A 17450-nucleotide genomic window follows, 5' to 3' on the forward strand; every position below is an offset into this window, starting at 1 on the left:
GCACAAGCGGCTTCGCTAGGGGGCGAAAAGAGATTCTCACCCCAAACGAACAGGGCGAAAAATGCGCATCGACATGATTCCCACCGGCGACAATGTGCCGGAAAGCCTGAACGTCATCATCGAAGTCCCCGTCGGCGGCGAGCCGGTCAAGTATGAATTCGACAAGGCTTCGGGTGCGCTGTTCGTGGATCGCATCCTGCACACGCCTATGCGCTATCCCGCCAACTATGGCTTTGTGCCGCACACGCTTTCGCCCGATGGCGATCCGCTCGACGCGCTGGTGATCGCGCGCTCGCCTTTCGTTGCAGGCTCGGTTGTCCGCGCTCGCCCGATTGCGGTGCTGAACCTTGAAGACGAACATGGCGGTGACGAAAAGCTGGTCTGCGTGCCGGTCGATTCGACCTTCCCGTATTATTCGGACGTGAAGGAACGCGAAGATCTGCCCGAAATCGTTTTGCAGCAGATTGAGCATTTCTTCACCCACTACAAGGATCTGGAAAAGGACAAGTGGGTCCGTGTCGGCACCTGGGGTGGTGCAGACGATGCCAAGCAGATCACGCTTGAAGCGGTTGAACGCGCCAAGGCCGCCAAGCAGGGCTGAACCTGTTGACGGATGAATTATAAAAAGGGGCCGCCCAGCCATGTGCAGGGCGGCCCCTTTTGTTGGTTGGCAAGGCGATGCGCCTGCCTTGAAGATCAGTCCCCCGCCACGCTCATCCCGTCGACGCGCAGGGTGGGCACGTCGATACCGCGATAAATTTCCAGATCATCGGCGGCGGTCAGGCTTGCGAACATGTCGATCAGGTTCCCGGCCACGGTAAATTCGGCAATCGCTTCGGCAATCTGGCCGTTCACGATGCGGAAGCCCGATGCGCCCCGGCTGTAATCGCCGGTCACCCCGTTCACGCCATGGCCGATCAGTTCGGTCACATAGACGCCATCGGCAATATCGGCCATCAGGGCTGCCGGGGATACCGTGCCTGCCTGCAGGACCAGATTGCCTGCGGTAACATGGGGCGCGCCCGATGATCCGCGCGATGCGTGGCCGGTGGGTTGGCTGTCAAGTTGGCGCGCCGCGGCGGAATCCATCAGCCAGCCGGTGATGCGGCCTGCATCGACCAGCTTGCGAGGGGCCGTGGGCAAGCCTTCGCCGTCGAACGGGCGCGAACGCAGGCCCCGGCGCTGGTGCGGATCGTCGGTGATGGTGATCGCAGTGTCGAACAGCTGTGCGCCATCGCGGTCGAGCAGAAAGCTGGAGCGGCGGGCAATGGCCGCGCCTGACATCGCGCCCAGCAAATGCCCCACCAGCGATCCGCCCACGCGCGGATCAAACACTACCGGCACCGGTCCACTCTTCACCCGTCCGGGGTTGAGCCGCGCCACCGCGCGTTCACCCGCTTCGCGGCCGATGTGTGCCGGGGCCAGAAGATCGGCGGCATGGTGGGTGCTGCGCCAGGAATAGTCGCGCTGCATCGAACTGCCTTCGCCCGCAACGACGCTGGCGGAAAGCGAATGGCTGGAAGTGGAATAGCTGCCCGAAAAGCCGTGGCTGGTGGCCAGCGCGAACAGGCCGCGCCCGGCGCTGGCACCTGCGCCTTCGCTGTTGGTCACGCCTGTCACCGCACGCGCGGCCTCTTCGGCCTGTTCGGCCAAGCGCCGCAGATCGTGGGGGCTGCGTTCGGTGGGGTCATCCAGATCAAGCTCTGGCGGGGCATCGCGCAGCAGCATGTCTTCAGGCGCAAGGCCTGCAAATTTGTCTGCCGGGGCAAGACGCGCCATCGCCACCGCGCGGCTGGCCAGTTCGTCCAGCGCACCATCGCCAAGGTCGGTCGATCCGATCGAAGCGGATGCCCCGCCCACGAACACGCGCAGGCCGATCTGTTCGGATTCTGACCGTTCCACATCTTCCAGCGCGCCAAGGCGCACCTGAACCGATTCCGATCCGTTGGCGACATAGACCGCATCGCCTGCGTCGGCCCCGGCGCGCTGCGCACGCGCAATCAGCGCTTCGCAGCGTTCTTTGGCTTCGGCGGGTGACAGCATGAATTGACCTTTCGCAGCGGAACAAGGCTGCGGGGTCTAGCGCCGCCTATGCGTGCGGGCAATCAGAACGCAGCCGACAACAGCTTGAATCCACCGGAGATGACAAATGGCAACAGCGCGGCCAGCGCCCAGACTTTTGCCTGATCGCGGCGATAGGCAGCTTTATAGGCGATGTTGTGCGCATCTTCGTCGCTCAACTGTTCCCACCGACGTTCGAAATTGCGGAACAGCGGGATGATGGCTGCGACCAGCACGACCAGCACGAAAACCGGCATGATCGAGGTGCTGTTGCCCTGAATGGTGTGCAGCGTGACGAAAATCTGCAGGCCGGTATAGACCAGCAGGCCGTAGGCGACATTGTCGCTCATCTTCTTGCGCCAGTCGACCGGCTTGGCAGCGGCGACCTTATGCGAGTGGAGGGCCTTGTTCATGGCGCCTTGCCTTCTCTGTTTCCTCGTTCCCGGAAGAATAGAACATGCGTTGCAAGCCTGTGCAAGGTTAATCCGTCTGCAATGATCCCCGGTTAGGACAAGTTGGGTATGCCATGCATAAATCCTGCCAATCGTTCTTGCCGGGGTTTGCCCGAACGGCGCGAGGCGCTATTGGAATGCCCAAGCGCTTGAAAACGACAGAGCCTGATCGATGACCCTTGCCGAAGATACTGCTGCTCCCGTCAATGCCGCGCCGCCCATTCCGCAAGGCGGGCTGGAAGTGGTGTCTATCGCCAAGTCCTATGACAAGCGTGCAGTGCTGACCGACATTTCGCTTTCTGTGGGCAAGGGTGAAGTGCTGGGCCTGCTGGGGCCGAACGGAGCGGGCAAGACCACCTGCTTCTATTCGATCATGGGCCTTGTTCGACCCGATTCGGGCCGCATTCTGCTTGATGGCGTCGATATCACCAAGCTGCCGATGTATCGTCGCTCGATCCTCGGCCTTGGCTATCTGCCGCAGGAAACCTCGATCTTCCGGGGCATGACGGTGGAGCAGAACATTTCCACGGTGCTGGAACTGATCGAACCGGACAAGGCGACCCGCGCCGAAGAACTGGAACGCCTGCTTGATGAATTTGGTCTTGCCCGCCTGCGGTCCAGCCCGGCCATGGCGCTTTCGGGCGGTGAACGCCGTCGCTGCGAAATTGCCCGCGCGCTGGCCGCGCGCCCGTCGATCATCCTGCTGGACGAACCGTTCGCCGGGATCGATCCGCTGTCGATCAGCGATATCCGCCATCTGGTCAAAGACCTGAAACGGCGCGGCATCGGGGTGCTGATTACCGATCACAACGTGCGCGAAACGCTGGATATCGTGGACCGTGCCTGCATCATCTATGGCGGGCAGGTGTTGTTTGCCGGCAGCCCCGAAGCGCTGGTGGCCGATGCCAATGTACGCCGCCTCTATCTGGGCGAAGGTTTCACGCTGTGAGCATCGTTGCCTGATGCAGATCTTGGGGGGGATCTAGATCATGGCTTTGGGGCCAAGGCTGGATATCCGGCAGACCCAATCGCTGGTGATGACGCCGCAGTTGCAGCAGGCGATCAAGCTGCTGGCGCTGTCGAATCTCGAAGTCGAAACCTTCATTGGTGAAGCGCTGGAAGCCAACCCGCTGCTTGATATCGGGGAAGCCGCGCCATCTGACCCGGTGGTCGATGCCCTGCCCGAAGACCTGCGCCGCACGCACCTTGAATCCTCGCCGGTCGATCAACTTGTCGCTGAAGGCCGCGTGGCGGAAGATCGCCCGCTGGATATCGATGCTGCCGCGCTGGACCAGGACCGCGACACAGGCGATGCCGATTTCGGCGGCGGCACGTTGGAACTGTCCTCCTCATTGCGTGAATCCGGTGGCGGCGAAGGGCCGGATATCGATGAGCGGGGCCGGTTTGACGAAACGCTTGCTGAACACCTTCATGCGCAGATCGGCACGGCCACGTCGGATGGGCAATTGCTGTTCGCCGCGCGCTGGCTGATCGACCAGTTGGACGAGGCGGGATACCTGACCCTGCCGATGGGCGAAGTGTGCGACGCGCTGGGCCTTTCGGCCATGGTGGTCGAACGCGCGCTGGGGCTGGTGCAATCGCTCGACCCTACCGGCATCGGCGCGCGCAATCTGGCCGAATGTATCGCGTTGCAGGCCAGGGAAGCGGACCGATACGACCCGTGCATGGCTCGCCTGATCGACAATCTGGAACTGGTGGCACGCGGCGAAATTGCCCGGCTGAAACGGCTGTGTCAGGTCGACGACGAAGATTTTGCCGACATGCTGGCCGAACTGCGCAGCTATGATCCGCGCCCCGGCCTGCGCTTTGGCGGGGGCACAGCCGAAGCTGTGGTGCCCGATATCCTGATCCGTGCGGGCAAGGATGGCGGCTGGGACATCGCGCTCAATCAGGCGACGCTGCCCCGCCTGATCGTCAACCGCAGCTATTATGTGGAAATGCGCGGTGCCTGCATGACCAAGGACGCCAAGGCGTGGTTGGGTGAAAAGCTGGCCGATGCCAATTGGCTGCTGAAAGCCTTGGACCAGCGGCAGAAGACGATCCTGAAAGTGGCGGCGGAAATCGTGCAGCAGCAGGATGGCTTTTTCCGCCACGGCGTTGCCCATTTGCGCCCGCTGACGCTGCGCCAGGTGGCCGATGCCATTTCGATGCACGAATCCACGGTCAGCCGTGTCACATCGAACAAGTATCTGCATTGCAACCGGGGCACGTTCGAACTGAAGTATTTCTTCACATCCGGCGTGGGGTCATCCGATGGCGAAGGTGCGTCGGCAGAAGCGGTGAAGGCCGCGATCCGCCAGTTGATCGATGCCGAAGATCCCAAGGCGATCCTTTCGGACGATGCACTGGTCGATCTGCTGAAAGCCAAAGGCTTTGATCTGGCCCGTCGCACCGTGGCCAAATACCGGGAGGCTATCGGCCTTGGCAGTTCGGTGCAGCGCCGCCGACAGAAGGCGCTGGCGGCGGTGCGCTGATCGGCTAGGATTGCCCCTGAAAGTGATTTCCAGGGAGATACTTGCGATGAAATTCGGCCTGCTTTGCGCCATCGGAATTGCGTCCTGCGCCACGGCGCTTGCTGCAAAGCCGGTTGAATATCGCATCTATACCGAAGGTGCCGATATCGGCCATTACATCGTCGATGTGCAGGGGCGCACGATCAGCGTCGATTACAATATCAAGCAGAACGGGCGCGGGCCTACCATCCGCGAAAAGGTTGCGCTGGACGCCAGTGGCGCACCGGTGGACTGGCGGATCACCGGGCGCACCACCTTTGGCAACACCGTGGACGAACGCTTTCAGCGCAGTGGCAGCGGTGCAAGCTGGCGGGATTTGGCCGGGAAGGGCGCGATCAAGGGTGCACAGGCTCCGCGCTATTACGTGGCGCAGAATGGATCGGTGCTGGATATTGCGCTGCTGGCCAAGGCTTTGCTGGCGGCACCGGGGCAGACGCTATCGGTCGCGCCCGGCGGCACTGCCCGGTTGACGCTGCGCGACCGCCGCAGCTTTGACGGATCAGATGGCAAAGTCGATGCGACGACTTACGAACTGTCCGGCCTTTCGCTTGATCCCGATTACATTACGCTGGATGCCAATGGCGAACTGTTCGCGGTGCCATCAGCCGATACCGCGCTGGTGCGCAAAGGTTATGAAAGTGCCGCCGAACCCTTGCAGGCGCTGGCTGAAAAGCTGGGCGCGGACCGCTTTGTGCAGCTCCAGAAGGACAGCGCGCACCGCTATGCCGGGCCAGTCCGCATCCGCAACGTGCGCCTGTTCGACCCCAAGGCAAAGGCACTGACCGATCTGCGCGACGTGGTGGTGTTCGGCAACCGCATCAGCGAAGTGGTGCCCACCGCCAGCATCGCCACCCCGCAAGAAACCCAGATCGATGGCGCGGGCGGCACGCTGGTTCCGGGCCTGTATGAAATGCACGGGCACCTTGCCCAGCAGGACGCGCTGCTCAACCTGCTGGCGGGGATTACCTCGGTGCGGGATATGGGCAACCGCGATGACGTGCTCGACAAACTGGTCGCCCGAATTGATTCTGGCGAAATTGCCGGGCCGCGCGTGACCCGGTCCGGTTTCATCGAAGGCAAAAGCCCGTTTTCCGCCCGTGCCGGAACATTGGTGGCAACGCAGGATGAAGCCTTGGCAGCCGTGCGCAAATATGCCGCGCGCGGGTTCTGGCAGGCCAAGCTCTATAATTCGATGAATCCCGAATGGGCGCCCGCCGTGGTGGCAGAGGCGCACCGTCTAGGCCTGCGCGTGGCGGGACATGTGCCCGCCTTTTCCAATGCGGACGCCATGATCGCGGCGGGGTATGACGAAGTGACTCACGTCAACCAGCTTATGCTCGGCTGGGTGCTGAACCCCGGTGAAGACACGCGCACCCTGTTCCGCTTCACCGCCATGCGCCGCTTCCCTGCGCTGGATGTGAAGTCGGCCAAAGTGCAGGCCACGCTGAACGCCATGGTCGCAGGCCATGTGGCGCATGAACCCACCATCGGCATTCACGAACTGGGGCTGACCGCGTTGGACGGTCGGCCCAATCCCGGCGCGGTCGATTACATCGATCACATGCCGCCTGCCGAACAGCGCCAGCTGAAACAGGCCCTGTTCGGTGCTGATTCGCCCAAGGAACGCGCCGAATATGTCGCCGCTTATGCCAAAGTGCTGGAAACCCTGACCGAGATGAATGCCAAGGGCATCCAGTTGATTCCCGGCACCGATCTAGGTGGCGCGTTTACCTATCATCGCGAACTGGAACTCTTCACAAAGGTCGGGATGACACCTGCACAAGTGTTGGCCCGCGCCACGCTGGAAATGGCGGCGTATCTGCATCAGGATCAGCAACTGGGATCGGTCGAACGTGGCAAGCTTGCCGATTTCTTCCTTGTGCCGGGTGATCCGACCCAAGACCTGAAAGCGATTAAATCCATTGCCATGGTGGTGAAGGATGGGGCGTTCTATTATCCGGCCGAAATCTATCCCAGACTGGGCATCACACCCTTTGCGTCCACGCCAAAGGTTACGCCTGCGCCCTAGGTCCTGACCCTAATCCTGCGTGGCGGGACGTTCGGCCAGCATGTGCTGAATCATCCCTTGCAGGTTATCGTCATACCGGGCCAGCACCTGATGGTCTTCGGCGGTGTCCCAATGCGTCACCAGTTCGCGCCCGTTGAACCAGTGCAGGGCATAGCCGGGCGGATCGGCGATGATGAGATTGCGCTGGTCTGGCACGTCAGGATCAATCGGGCGCAGGTCCAGCGCCACTTGCGGCGCGGTGGACGGGCATGTGGCGACCACGGTGCCTTCCCAGCCTATCGTGATGGCGCGATGAATGTGCCCGCACACGATGCCCACCACGTTGCTGCGTCCGCGCAAGGCTTGCGCCAGCCGTTCCACCCATGGTTCGGCAGGATCGGTGTTCATCCACGCGATGCCCACTTCGACCGGCGGATGGTGCTGCACGATCAGCGTGCGCGCATCGGGCGCTTCATCAAGCCGTGCGTTCAGCCATGCCGCTCGCGCATCGCAGAATGCGCCCCCATGGCGGCCTTCTTCCAGCGTATCCAGCACCAGCAGGCGCAAGGGTCCGGCATCGACCACATATTGCAGGAAGCCGCCATCAAACTGTGCTTCAGGGAAAACGTCTGCAAAAGTTGCGCGGTCATCGTGATTGCCCAGAGCATAATGCACCGGGAAGGGCAGGCCTGAAAAGGCTTCCCGCAGGCGCAGATAACTGCCCCGGTCACCCCGATCGATCAGGTCGCCCGTGGCCAGCAGCATGTCGGGGCGGGGTTCCAGCGCGGCCAGTTCGGCCAGCACACGGTCCAGCCGTTGCCTGTTGAATTCATCCGGGCAATCGGGTTCGAAGCCCAGATGAATATCGGTGACCTGCGCTATCAGCATCGTCCCTCCGCAGGCCATTTATTGCAGCTTGACCGGGAACCGTGGCCGGTCGGCAACGGCAACGGTCTGCACATCGTTCTTTTTTCGATCCTTTGCTGGCACCCACGGTGCGCCGCTGTCCATGTGATAGGAGTGGCACATCGCGCAGGACGAAACGACGGGAGACTTGACCGACACGGCGGCAAGTTTTGCCCCTTCGCCGCCAACATGGCACGAACGGCAGCCACCCTTGCCATCGATGCCCGGCACCAACAGATCGGTCGCCTTGTTCGATGTGCCTGCTGCGGTGTGGCAATCGGCGCAATCGGTCTTGTCGTGCGCCTTGTGATCGAACCAGCCTTTTTGGAAATAGCGGTCGTTCTGCACCACTTTCTGCACGGCAAAGCCCGCGCTGGCGGCAGGGCCGCCGCGCGTTACCGTATGGCAATCATAGCACATGCCGTCCTTGGTAAAGACCTGCGCCACCGCCTGTTCCGCGCGCGTGGGATAGAAACGTACCGCGCGGGCATAATCTGCTGCGGTGGACCGCATCGCGGCATCGCCCGGAATACGGCGGGCAAGGCCGGAAAGATTGGCCGGACGCGCTGGCGCGCCGCCGCGATAGAACGCACGCAGCTCTGCCACCACCTGTTCGGGTTCGCCGTGACGTAGCGTGCGGAACGTGCCGCCGACCTGATCGAAGCTGAGCGAATGGCAGATCTGGCACGAATCTTCCATCACCACCGGCTTGAACCGGGTGCCGGTGGCATCCGCCTTGTGGCAATCGGCGCATTCCAGCGCATCGTTCGCGGCAAATTTGCCGGGCATGCGCCGCACCATCTGGGCAATGCCGTTGGTGCGCGAAAGATGCTGCCCGTGGGTGAATTTCAGTCCGTTGTTTTCCTGCACTCCGGGCGCCCACGTCGCGCGCTGGAACAACGGCTTGTCGCCGTCCATGCCGCTGATAATCATTGGCCTGAACTGGGGATGGGCCGTTCCGAAATCGGCGGCATCGGCGATTTTGGTGTCGGGCAAGCGGCCTTTCATCCCATCGTGGCAATCGGCGCAGAACTTCTGCTGCGTGGCAGGCATAGCAGCCTCACCCTCATGCTCGGTGTGACAATCGACACAGCGCCCCGCCGGACGGTTGAAGGCATTGGCTACCGTGCGCTGCAGCGCGGCCATGCCGGTCGGCTCGCCGCGCGCTTTCAGCAGGCGGCCTTTGTCGGCAATATGGTCGTGCGCGTCCTTGGTATGGCAGGTCAGGCACGCATTGTCGGTCACCGCCACGAAGGCCTGCGTGTGGCAGGCCTGACAATCGCTGCCCAGATTCTTGTGGGCAAGGCTCAAAGGGCCGGACGACCATGTCTGATCGGCGTGAAAGCCATCGGGCCGGCGCACCTTTTCCTGCATCGCCAGCGGTTTATAGGTCATATAGCTGTAGATCGGGAAGGCGAGGAACGCGATCAGCACCATCACCGCAAAGGCCCATGCCGACATGCGTTTGCCCGGCAGCAACCCTTTCAGGGTATAAACCGTGGTGATGTCCTTGTCCTCGGCGGATTCGGACAGGGCTTCCACCCGGCGCACCGTCAGCACCGGCACACCGCTGTCGCTATCGCGCGAAACCGATATGCGGTGGCCGCCAAAAGTCAGTTCGGCCCCCACCACGGGGTCGATCACGGCCTCAAGCGTGCTTCGTCCGTTCACGGCGAACGGCTGGTCGCCGATGGCGGTTATCGTCAGCAGGCCATCCTTGCCTTGTGACACGCGCGCGTGGCGCGGGTTCACGGCAAGATCGGGCAGATGGACGCCGCAGGCCGAATCGCGGCCAATGGTCAGTTCGGGGATCTCGACGACTGAAGGCCGGACGATTTCCTCGCCACTGGACTTGAGCGCGATCTGGCGGACAAGAAAGCTCATCGTTCGCTCACCAGTAGAAGAAGACGCTGACGATATGGGCGGAAAGCGCCGCAATCAGCGCGAAGGTCACGGGGACGTGAATATAGAGCCACACCTGAAGCCATGATTTCAGCTTCAGGTGTCGCCGCAGACGGCCCAGCATTGCTTCCTTGCGAGTCAGCAGGGCATCGACCTTTTCCAGCGGATCATCGTTCACGCGCGGGCGATAGGTGCGGGTGAGGCGCAGTTCCGATGCGGCATAGCGTGTGGCGCATTTGGGATAATTGCCGCCAATACGGTTCCAGAAGGTGCCCCCAAACGGGTCTTCGTCCAGACTGTGATTCACCAGTGTCGCCGCTTCAGTATCCAGCGGTTGGGCAGCGTCGTGGAGTTGCCGGTCCAGCGATCGGAGCGCTTCAATCATCTGCCGCTCGGTGATCGCGCCGTCCTGGTCATAACGGTTAGCCGAAAGCGCGCGGGGCAGGGTGGCATAGACCCAGATGCCAAATACGCCCGATGCAATCACCAGCAGCATCAGTGCCCAGGCCAGCGTGTGGACGTTCCAGCCCAGATGAAAACCAGAATGCAGCGTACCTACCACGGTCAGGCACAGGCCCAGATAGACATGCGCGCTGGTCCAGCCTTTCAGGCTCCATCGACCCGGCGTGATCGCGCGTTTGCGCACGCCCAGCATGGTCAGCCACAGGATCAGCAGCGCGCCGATGGTGCCCAGCGTATAGCCCAGCCAGCTTGATCCAAAGTGCTGCCCTGGCAGCGGCACGAAAATGTAAAGCAGGATCAGCACCAGCGCCAAACCAGCCGAAAGTTTGCCCCAGAACACGTTGTTGTGGGTCAGGAAACCTTCGTGCGTGCTGGTGCGGTCGCGGGTGGTGCCGCTTTTCTTGCGGGCGACGGGCTTTTTGGGTGCAACGCTTGCCATCGCCTCAGGCTCCCTCGTTCTCAAGCCGCGCCACGGTCAGGAACTCGTCTGGCGAAACGCGGATTGCGGCTCCGGTGGGGCAGGCGCGCACGCAACTGGGACCGCCGTCGATGCCGGCACACATGTCGCACTTGATCGCCTTCTTGCGGTCCAGCGCTTCGTCCGTGGCCGGATTGCCGGTATATTTGGTGTGCTTCTTCGACCATTTATAGGGCGGCTCGCCCGGTCCCGGCCCGGTGCCAAAGAACAGCCACGACAGCAGCCCCGGCTTTTTCGGCGGAACCTTGTCCATGCGGATCACGCCATAGGGGCAGTTGCGCTGGCAATTGCCGCAGCCGATGCAGGTGTCGTTGATGCGCACTTCACCATCAGGCCCGCGCTGGATTGCGTTGGGCGGGCAGTCGGCCATGCAGTGCGGGTGTTCGCAGTGGCGGCAACTGGTGGGGACATGCAGATGGGCAAAGCTCTTGCCCGCTTCGCGGTCCAGCCGGGAAAGTCCGTCATGGCTGTCGGCGCAGGCCTTTTCGCAATTGTCGCAGCCCACGCATAGCCGCTCGTCGATCAGCAGAACGTCGGTCGCTTCACCAAGGCCCTGCGCCACAAGGAACTTGGCCTGTTCGGAATACAGGTCAACGACGCCCGAAAAGCTGTCCTTCTTTGCTTCGATGAAAGCATTGGTCGCGCGGCGCACTTCCATGTCTTCGCGGGCGCGGCGCAGCAGTGCAGGCTTGGCTGCGAGCACCCGGCGGAACGCCTCGCCGTTCAACTGGATCACTTCGCTCTTGATCGCCGCGCGCACAGTGGCCGTGCGCCGCCCACCATCGATCAGCGCCATTTCCCCCACATAGGAACCGGCGGGAAGATAGGACAGGAACACGGGCTTTCCGCCCACTTCCTTTTCCACGATCATCGATCCTACGCGGATCACGTAGATGTCACGGTCTTCATCGCCTTCGTTAATCACCGCTTCGCCCGCGCGCACCTGCACGATCTTGGCGGTGTCGACCACTTCGGCGATGTCGGCGGCGCTCAAGCCCGATCCGAACATCTGCAAAATCTGGCGCTCGGTCGAAATCCGTTCGATCGCGCGCTTGGCCGTGGGCACCTGGCTTTGCAGCTTCAGTGCGGCGTTGCGGCTGATTTCCACGCAGATGGTGTCTTCGGCGGCCACGATGGTCGCCCCGCGCTTGCGGCCGGAAATCAGGCCCACTTCGCCAAAGATCGTGCCTGTAGGGATGGGAATGACCTTCGACGGATCGTTCGCGTCGATCCGCACATGGACCGACCCCGATGCTATGGCGAACAGCGATGATCCCGGATCGTTCTTTTCAAAGATCACGTCGCCGCCGCGATAGGCGCGCGCTTCGGAATCGAGCATGAATTCACGCAGCTGCAGCGTGGTCATCCCGTCAAGGATGGCGACATTGGTGCGCAGGAACTCCAGCCATTCACTGACCGACCGGTTCCCCGGCAGTCCTGCAAACTTGGCTTCCAGCAGAGGTTCGTCCGCCGGTTTCAGTGCGCTGTTGCCATTGATGAACTCGACTACGTCGTAGCCCTGGTTCATGCAATGCTTGATGAGCGGATAGCCCGCCAGCGCGCCGATCACGAAAATGCCCGGCGCGGTCGATTCAAACTGCGGGGACAGCGTGGGGAAGGCCAGACGGTCGGCGCTGGCAAATTCGATCCCGCAGCCTTCCACGAACGCGCGCGGCGGGGCAGACCCGATACGCGCGATGATCCGGTCGCACCTGATCCGCTCTTCCCCGTCGCGGGTGGACAGGGTGATCCAGCCCGGCTCCACCGCCTTGGTTTCAGTTTCGTAACGGATGGTCAGCTTGCCCGCCGCATCGTCCTCGACCAGCGCCTTGGCGTTGGGTTCCTTGGCTGTGGCAAAGCTTTCGCGCACATTGGTCGACTTCGGGCTGCGGTTCAGCACCGTCACCACATTGCCTTGCGCCGCATCTTCCACCAGCCCGCGTGCGTTCTCGATTCCGGCGTCCCCGGTGCCGATCACCACGATATGCTGGTCCAGCACCGCGTAGGGATCGTCCAGCTGATAGGTGACGTGGGGCAGATCGGCGCCGGGGCAACGCACCAGGTTGGGGTTGCCCTGCGTGCCGATGGCCAGCACCACGTTTTCGGCCATCACCGTTTCGCCATTGGTCAGCGTGATGGCATAAGGCGGGGCATGGCGCTGCAATTCGGCGGTCGTGGTCGATCCGTTGCGGGCGCGGGTCACGATCTTCTGCACCGATCCCTCGATCGGCGCGCCGGTACCCTTTATCGCCTTGACCTCGGCATTGTATTTCACGTTCACGCCAAGGTCGGCGGTGCGGCGACCCCAGCGGTCAAGAATATCCTCACGCTTGCCCGCGTCAAATTCCTGATCGGACCGCAAGATCAGCTGCGATGGCGTGGCCATCACATGCTTGCCCTTCTGGTATTTGAAGATCGTGTCCGAAAGGTGGTCGGTCTTTTCCAGCAGCACATGGCTAAGGCCAAGCTGCGCAGCACGGCTCGCCGCGCTCATGCCCGCCGGGCCAGACCCAATGATCGCTACCTTGAAAATCTCGCCCACCGGTATGCGTCCCCCGCATCGCACAGCAGAAACGATGCGTGTCCCCGCACCTGTTCCCGATAAAACCGATTTGCGACCCCTGTCGGCCAAGACTTTAACGCAAGCACCGCGCATTGCCACCGCTATTTGCAGGTCTTGGCGGTTCGCGCCGATTATCGGCCGCATCCGTCTGAAAAACCGCAAGTCACAGGCCGTTGGTGCCCCAGCCGCTTGCGCCCAACCCATCGGGCGCGATATGCGCGGACCAGCGACGGATGTGCGCAACGTGCGTCCGACAGGAGTATGCGATGACCGAGTCCCAGCCCGCCACCCCGCCTGATCTGCGCGCACCCGCGCCGGGCGGATCGCGCGTGGGCCGCATCGCGCTGGTCGCGGCAGGCGCGATTGCGCTGGGTGCGGGCGCTCTGGCCATGATGCGGGGTGAAGATGCCGCTCCGCCGCAGGCTCAGCCCCCCGCCGTCGCCCCCAGCCAGCAGCCTTCGGTCGATGACGTGGTGGCCAGGCTTGAGGCAAAGCTGGCCGAAAACCCCGAAGACGCCGAGGGCTGGCGCATGCTTGGCTGGTCCTATTTTCAGACCGAACGCTATGCCGAAGCTGCCACCGCGCTGAAAAAGGCAACCAAGCTCGATCCCGAACATGCCGATACATGGTCGTTTCTGGGCGAAGCGCTGGTGCTTGCCAGCAAGGAAGAAGGCCGTATGCCGCGCGATGCCAAGGCCGCGTTCGACAAGGCGATCCGGCTTGACCCCAAGGACGCCCGCGCCCGCTATTTTCAGGCTGTGGCGCTCGATCTTTCGGGCCGTCCGCGACAGGCGATCAACGCATGGTTCGCTTTGCTGGAAGATACGCCCGCTGACGCGCCCTATGCCGAAGACGTGCGCGAAGTGATCCGCTCGGTGGGCGAAAAACGCAAGATCGAGGTGGAAGAGCGCCTTGCGCAAGCGCATTTTGCCGCGCCTGCCAATGGCGTCATCACCGATGGCCCGCACAAGGCCGCTGCCGGCATTCCGGGGCCAACCAGCGAAGAGATGAAAGCTGCCGCCAGCCTGCCCAAGGGCCAGCAGGAAGCGATGATCCGGGGCATGGTCGATGGACTTGAGGCCAAACTTGAAAAAGAACCGGGCAATGCCGATCGCTGGATCATGCTGATGCGCAGCCGGATGCAACTGGGCGAACCGAAAAAGGCTGCCGAAGCCTTGCAAAAGGGGCTTGCCGCATTCCGCAACGACAGCGCCAGCGCCAGAAAACTGCGTGAGGCGGCATCCAGCCTTGGTATCACAGGCGCCTGATTCGGGGTCCGAATCGGGTGCTTCAGGGATAATCGCGCGCCGCGGTTAACCTATATCTGAAATGGATGATTCTATTCTGGCGGCTGGATTTATGGCGCGATGCTCTGGAATCTCTGCAGATTTTCGCCCGATCTGAATCACTTCGCCGCAGAAATGATTCTTTTCCAGCCACCTGCGCCATTAAGGCCGTCAGAACCGTCGGCTGGCTTTACAACAAATTAACCTTTCATGTTCATTCCTCCTATGGTTAATGGCGATCAACCCCGGTTTCAGGCGGGTTAATTGCCTTGGGGACATGGCAAGAAGGGGGCAGTAAAATGCGCGTACTGCTGATCGAAGACGAACCGACGACCGCCAAGGCGATTGAGCTTATGCTCTCGGCCGAAGGCTTCAATGTCTATTCCACCGATCTTGGCGAAGAAGGCCTCGATCTGGGCAAGCTCTATGATTACGACATCATTCTGCTCGACCTGAACCTGCCAGACATGCACGGCTACGATGTGCTGAAAAAGCTGCGTGTCGCCAAAGTGCAAACCCCGGTTCTGATCCTGTCGGGCATTTCCGAAATGGATTCAAAAGTGCGTTCGTTCGGTTTCGGCGCGGACGATTACGTGACCAAGCCTTTCCACCGCGAAGAGCTGATTGCTCGCATTCATGCGGTGGTTCGCCGGTCAAAGGGGCACTCGCAATCGGTCATCCGCACCGGCAAGCTTTCGGTCAATCTCGATGCCAAGACGGTTGAGGTTGATAGCGCCCGCGTCCACCTGACAGGCAAGGAATACGCCATGCTGGAGCTGCTTTCGCTCCGCAAGGGCACGACCCTGACCAAGGAAATGTTCCTCAATCACCTTTATGGCGGCATGGACGAACCTGAACTCAAGATCATCGACGTGTTCATCTGCAAGCTGCGCAAGAAGCTGGCGCATGCCTGCGGTGGTGAAAACTACATCGAAACCGTTTGGGGCCGCGGATATGTCCTGCGTGATCCGGATGATATTAGCGCTACCGAAGCGGCCTGATCGTTTTTCTCAGACCGCTTTTCAACGCTACAATCCCGAAACGGCTCGCCTCCTCCATGGCGGGCCGTTTTGGTTTGGGCGTAGCTGCTCCCCATTGACCGTTACCGCCCCTCCTGCCATCCGCCCGCATCATGACTGCACACAAATCCGGCGATCCGACCACGCTTAACCGGCTCTATGGCCGTGCCAAGGGCAAGCCCTTGCGGCAGGGCCAGCAGGGACTGGTCGATACGCTCCTGCCCAGAATCGCGATGCCTGCCGAAGGGCCGATCACTGCCGAAGCGCTGTTTGGCGAGCCGCGCCCGCTGCATTTCGAAATCGGCTTCGGCGGGGGGGAGCACATGGCCTTCCGTGCCGATATGCTGCCCGATCACGGGTTCATCGGGGCCGAGCCGTTTCTCAACGGCGTGGCGCAGGCGCTGACGCATGTGGCGGGTGACAACGGTCAGCATGCTCCGCTGGGCAATGTGCGCATCCATCATGGCGATGCGCTGGAAGTGCTGGAGCGTATTCCTGATGGTTCACTGTCGTTTCTCTATCTCCTGCACCCCGATCCCTGGCCTAAGGCGCGCCATGCCAAGCGGCGGATGATGAACCATGGCCCGGTCGATATGTTCGCGGCCAAACTGCGCCCCGGTGGCGAGTTCCGCTTTGGCACCGACCACGCGGTCTATCTGCGTCACGCGCTGATGGTCATGCGCCAGCACAAGCACCAGTTTGAATGGCAGGCGCAACAGGCGCAGGACTTTCAGGTGCGGCCCGGTGGCTGGCCTGAAACCCGCTATGAGCACAAGGCACGCACGGTTTACGGCCATGAAGTGTGGTATTTCCGCTATCGCCGCCGGGCCTGACATCATTTCGTCGCAAAAAACTCTCCCTTTAAGGTAGAGTATAATTTCTGCGTTCGGTGTGTCATGGGGCCTGCGCTACCTCACCGTTCGGAACAGGGATGGGATTCGCGATGGATTTTCTTGCCAGCATCGATTTTACAGCGCTGCTGCCCTTCATCGCCGTCGGCTTTGCCGCGCAGATGGTGGATGGCGCGCTGGGCATGGCATTCGGGGTCATTTCCAACACGCTTATGGTTGGCGTTCTGGGCATTCCGCCCGCGCTGGCATCGCAGCGGGTGCATATTGTCGAATGTTTCACCACGGCCACGTCGGGCATCAGCCACCTGATCCATGGTAATATCGACAAGAAGCTGTTTTTCCGCCTGCTCCTGCCTGGCGTGGCGGGCGGGGTGGTCGGGGCTTATGTCCTGTCCTCGCTCGATGCCTCGGCGGTCAAGCCGTGGATACTGCTCTATCTTTCGGGCATCGGCCTCTATCTGCTTGCACGCGGCCTGTTTTACCCGCCCAAGATCAAGGAAGCCAAGCATGTTGCCCCACTGGGCCTTGTCGGGGGCTTTCTCGATGCGGTCGGCGGCGGCGGCTGGGGTCCGGTGGTCACGTCCAACCTGCTGATTCAGGGTGCTGATCCGCGCAAGGTCGTCGGCACGGTCAACACCGTCGAATTTTTCCTCACGTTGACTGTCTCGGCCACGTTCATCTGGCATCTGGGCGTCGCTGACCTTGCCGGAGCCACGCTGGGCTTCCTGATCGGCGGTCTGGCGGCGGCACCGTTCGGTGCATGGGCGGCAAAGCATATTCCGGCAAAGGCCATGCTCATCATGGTTGGCGTTGTCCTTACGCTCACCAGCCTGTTCGGCGCATACAAGGCTTTCTTCTGAACCGCTGAAGGCCGGGCTGCGGCATCATCCGCAGCCTTTTCCTACATCACGGATAACGTCATGTTAAC

14 protein-coding genes are annotated in these 17450 nt (G+C 61.8%); 8 read left to right on the plus strand and 6 right to left on the minus strand.

Going from position 1 to position 17450, the window contains the following annotated elements; translation table 11 throughout:
* Nucleotides 1-61 precede the first annotated feature (61 nt).
* On the plus strand, nt 62-601 hold the full coding sequence (gene ppa / locus OVA07_RS06610; RefSeq protein WP_268170673.1) for an inorganic diphosphatase: 540 nt from the start codon (nt 62-64) through the stop codon (nt 599-601).
* A gap of 95 nt (nt 602-696) precedes the next feature.
* Here the strand turns inward: ppa and OVA07_RS06615 are convergent, their stop codons facing one another.
* Together OVA07_RS06615 and OVA07_RS06620 are read right to left on the minus strand one after the other, a co-directional pair.
* Nucleotides 697-2043, minus strand: coding sequence for a TldD/PmbA family protein (locus tag OVA07_RS06615; protein ID WP_268170674.1), 1347 nt, complete (start codon nt 2041-2043; stop codon nt 697-699).
* A 62-nt stretch (nt 2044-2105) separates the two neighbouring features.
* Entirely contained in the window at nt 2106-2474 is a 369-nt protein-coding gene (locus OVA07_RS06620; protein WP_268170675.1) for a hypothetical protein, read from the minus strand.
* A 211-nt stretch (nt 2475-2685) separates the two neighbouring features.
* On the opposite strand from OVA07_RS06620, the gene lptB reads away from it, so the two are divergent.
* Genes lptB through OVA07_RS06635 form a run of 3 tightly spaced genes read left to right on the plus strand, consistent with a single transcriptional unit; the run spans nt 2686 to nt 7076 of the window.
* Nucleotides 2686-3462: an LPS export ABC transporter ATP-binding protein gene (gene lptB, locus OVA07_RS06625; RefSeq protein WP_268170676.1), complete on the plus strand. Its 777-nt coding sequence runs from the start codon at nt 2686-2688 to the stop codon at nt 3460-3462.
* 40 nt (nt 3463-3502) lie between these two features.
* Nucleotides 3503-5008: an RNA polymerase factor sigma-54 gene (rpoN, locus tag OVA07_RS06630; RefSeq protein ID WP_268170677.1), complete on the plus strand. Its 1506-nt coding sequence runs from the start codon at nt 3503-3505 to the stop codon at nt 5006-5008.
* A gap of 46 nt (nt 5009-5054) precedes the next feature.
* Entirely contained in the window at nt 5055-7076 is a 2022-nt protein-coding gene (locus tag OVA07_RS06635) for an amidohydrolase family protein (RefSeq protein WP_268170678.1), read from the plus strand.
* Nucleotides 7077-7085: 9 nt separating this feature from the next.
* On the opposite strand, the gene OVA07_RS06640 is transcribed toward OVA07_RS06635, so the two are convergent.
* Genes OVA07_RS06640 through OVA07_RS06655 form a run of 4 tightly spaced genes read right to left on the minus strand, consistent with a single transcriptional unit; the run spans nt 7086 to nt 13345 of the window.
* Nucleotides 7086-7943, minus strand: coding sequence for a phosphodiesterase (locus OVA07_RS06640; RefSeq protein ID WP_268170679.1), 858 nt, complete (start codon nt 7941-7943; stop codon nt 7086-7088).
* Nucleotides 7944-7961: 18 nt separating this feature from the next.
* Nucleotides 7962-9845: a cytochrome c3 family protein gene (locus OVA07_RS06645; RefSeq protein WP_268170680.1), complete on the minus strand. Its 1884-nt coding sequence runs from the start codon at nt 9843-9845 to the stop codon at nt 7962-7964.
* Nucleotides 9846-9852: 7 nt separating this feature from the next.
* Nucleotides 9853-10764: a hypothetical protein gene (locus OVA07_RS06650; RefSeq protein ID WP_268170681.1), complete on the minus strand. Its 912-nt coding sequence runs from the start codon at nt 10762-10764 to the stop codon at nt 9853-9855.
* Nucleotides 10765-10768: 4 nt separating this feature from the next.
* A complete protein-coding gene (locus tag OVA07_RS06655) occupies nt 10769-13345 on the minus strand; it encodes a cyclic nucleotide-binding domain-containing protein (RefSeq protein ID WP_268170682.1) in 2577 nt (858 codons plus the stop codon).
* A gap of 287 nt (nt 13346-13632) precedes the next feature.
* On the opposite strand from OVA07_RS06655, the gene OVA07_RS06660 reads away from it, so the two are divergent.
* The 4 genes from OVA07_RS06660 (at nt 13633) to OVA07_RS06675 (ending at nt 17382) form a co-directional block, all read left to right on the plus strand.
* On the plus strand, nt 13633-14634 hold the full coding sequence (locus OVA07_RS06660) for a tetratricopeptide repeat protein (protein WP_268170683.1): 1002 nt from the start codon (nt 13633-13635) through the stop codon (nt 14632-14634).
* A gap of 317 nt (nt 14635-14951) precedes the next feature.
* On the plus strand, nt 14952-15653 hold the full coding sequence (gene ctrA / locus OVA07_RS06665) for a response regulator transcription factor CtrA (RefSeq protein WP_268170685.1): 702 nt from the start codon (nt 14952-14954) through the stop codon (nt 15651-15653).
* 131 nt (nt 15654-15784) lie between these two features.
* Complete coding sequence (trmB, locus tag OVA07_RS06670) at nt 15785-16504, plus strand: tRNA (guanine(46)-N(7))-methyltransferase TrmB (protein ID WP_268170686.1); 720 nt, start codon at nt 15785-15787, stop codon at nt 16502-16504.
* A gap of 110 nt (nt 16505-16614) precedes the next feature.
* Nucleotides 16615-17382, plus strand: a complete 768-nt coding sequence (locus OVA07_RS06675) for a sulfite exporter TauE/SafE family protein (protein ID WP_268170687.1) — start codon at nt 16615-16617, stop codon at nt 17380-17382.
* Nucleotides 17383-17450: the final 68 nt, after the last annotated feature.

The sequence above is a fragment of the Novosphingobium sp. SL115 genome (assembly GCF_026672515.1).
Taxonomy (GTDB): domain Bacteria; phylum Pseudomonadota; class Alphaproteobacteria; order Sphingomonadales; family Sphingomonadaceae; genus Novosphingobium.

Coding starts and splice junctions, on each gene's coding strand:
- OVA07_RS06615 (WP_268170674.1), bottom strand. CDS start 2,043: ATGCTGTCACCCGCCGAAGCCAAAGAACGCTGCGAAGCGCTGATTGCG.
- lptB (WP_268170676.1), top strand. CDS start 2,686: ATGACCCTTGCCGAAGATACTGCTGCTCCCGTCAATGCCGCGCCGCCC.
- trmB (WP_268170686.1), top strand. CDS start 15,785: ATGACTGCACACAAATCCGGCGATCCGACCACGCTTAACCGGCTCTAT.
- OVA07_RS06675 (WP_268170687.1), top strand. CDS start 16,615: ATGGATTTTCTTGCCAGCATCGATTTTACAGCGCTGCTGCCCTTCATC.
- OVA07_RS06650 (WP_268170681.1), bottom strand. CDS start 10,764: ATGGCAAGCGTTGCACCCAAAAAGCCCGTCGCCCGCAAGAAAAGCGGC.
- OVA07_RS06640 (WP_268170679.1), bottom strand. CDS start 7,943: ATGCTGATAGCGCAGGTCACCGATATTCATCTGGGCTTCGAACCCGAT.
- ctrA (WP_268170685.1), top strand. CDS start 14,952: ATGCGCGTACTGCTGATCGAAGACGAACCGACGACCGCCAAGGCGATT.
- OVA07_RS06635 (WP_268170678.1), top strand. CDS start 5,055: ATGAAATTCGGCCTGCTTTGCGCCATCGGAATTGCGTCCTGCGCCACG.
- OVA07_RS06660 (WP_268170683.1), top strand. CDS start 13,633: ATGACCGAGTCCCAGCCCGCCACCCCGCCTGATCTGCGCGCACCCGCG.
- ppa (WP_268170673.1), top strand. CDS start 62: ATGCGCATCGACATGATTCCCACCGGCGACAATGTGCCGGAAAGCCTG.
- OVA07_RS06620 (WP_268170675.1), bottom strand. CDS start 2,474: ATGAACAAGGCCCTCCACTCGCATAAGGTCGCCGCTGCCAAGCCGGTC.
- OVA07_RS06645 (WP_268170680.1), bottom strand. CDS start 9,845: ATGAGCTTTCTTGTCCGCCAGATCGCGCTCAAGTCCAGTGGCGAGGAA.
- rpoN (WP_268170677.1), top strand. CDS start 3,503: ATGGCTTTGGGGCCAAGGCTGGATATCCGGCAGACCCAATCGCTGGTG.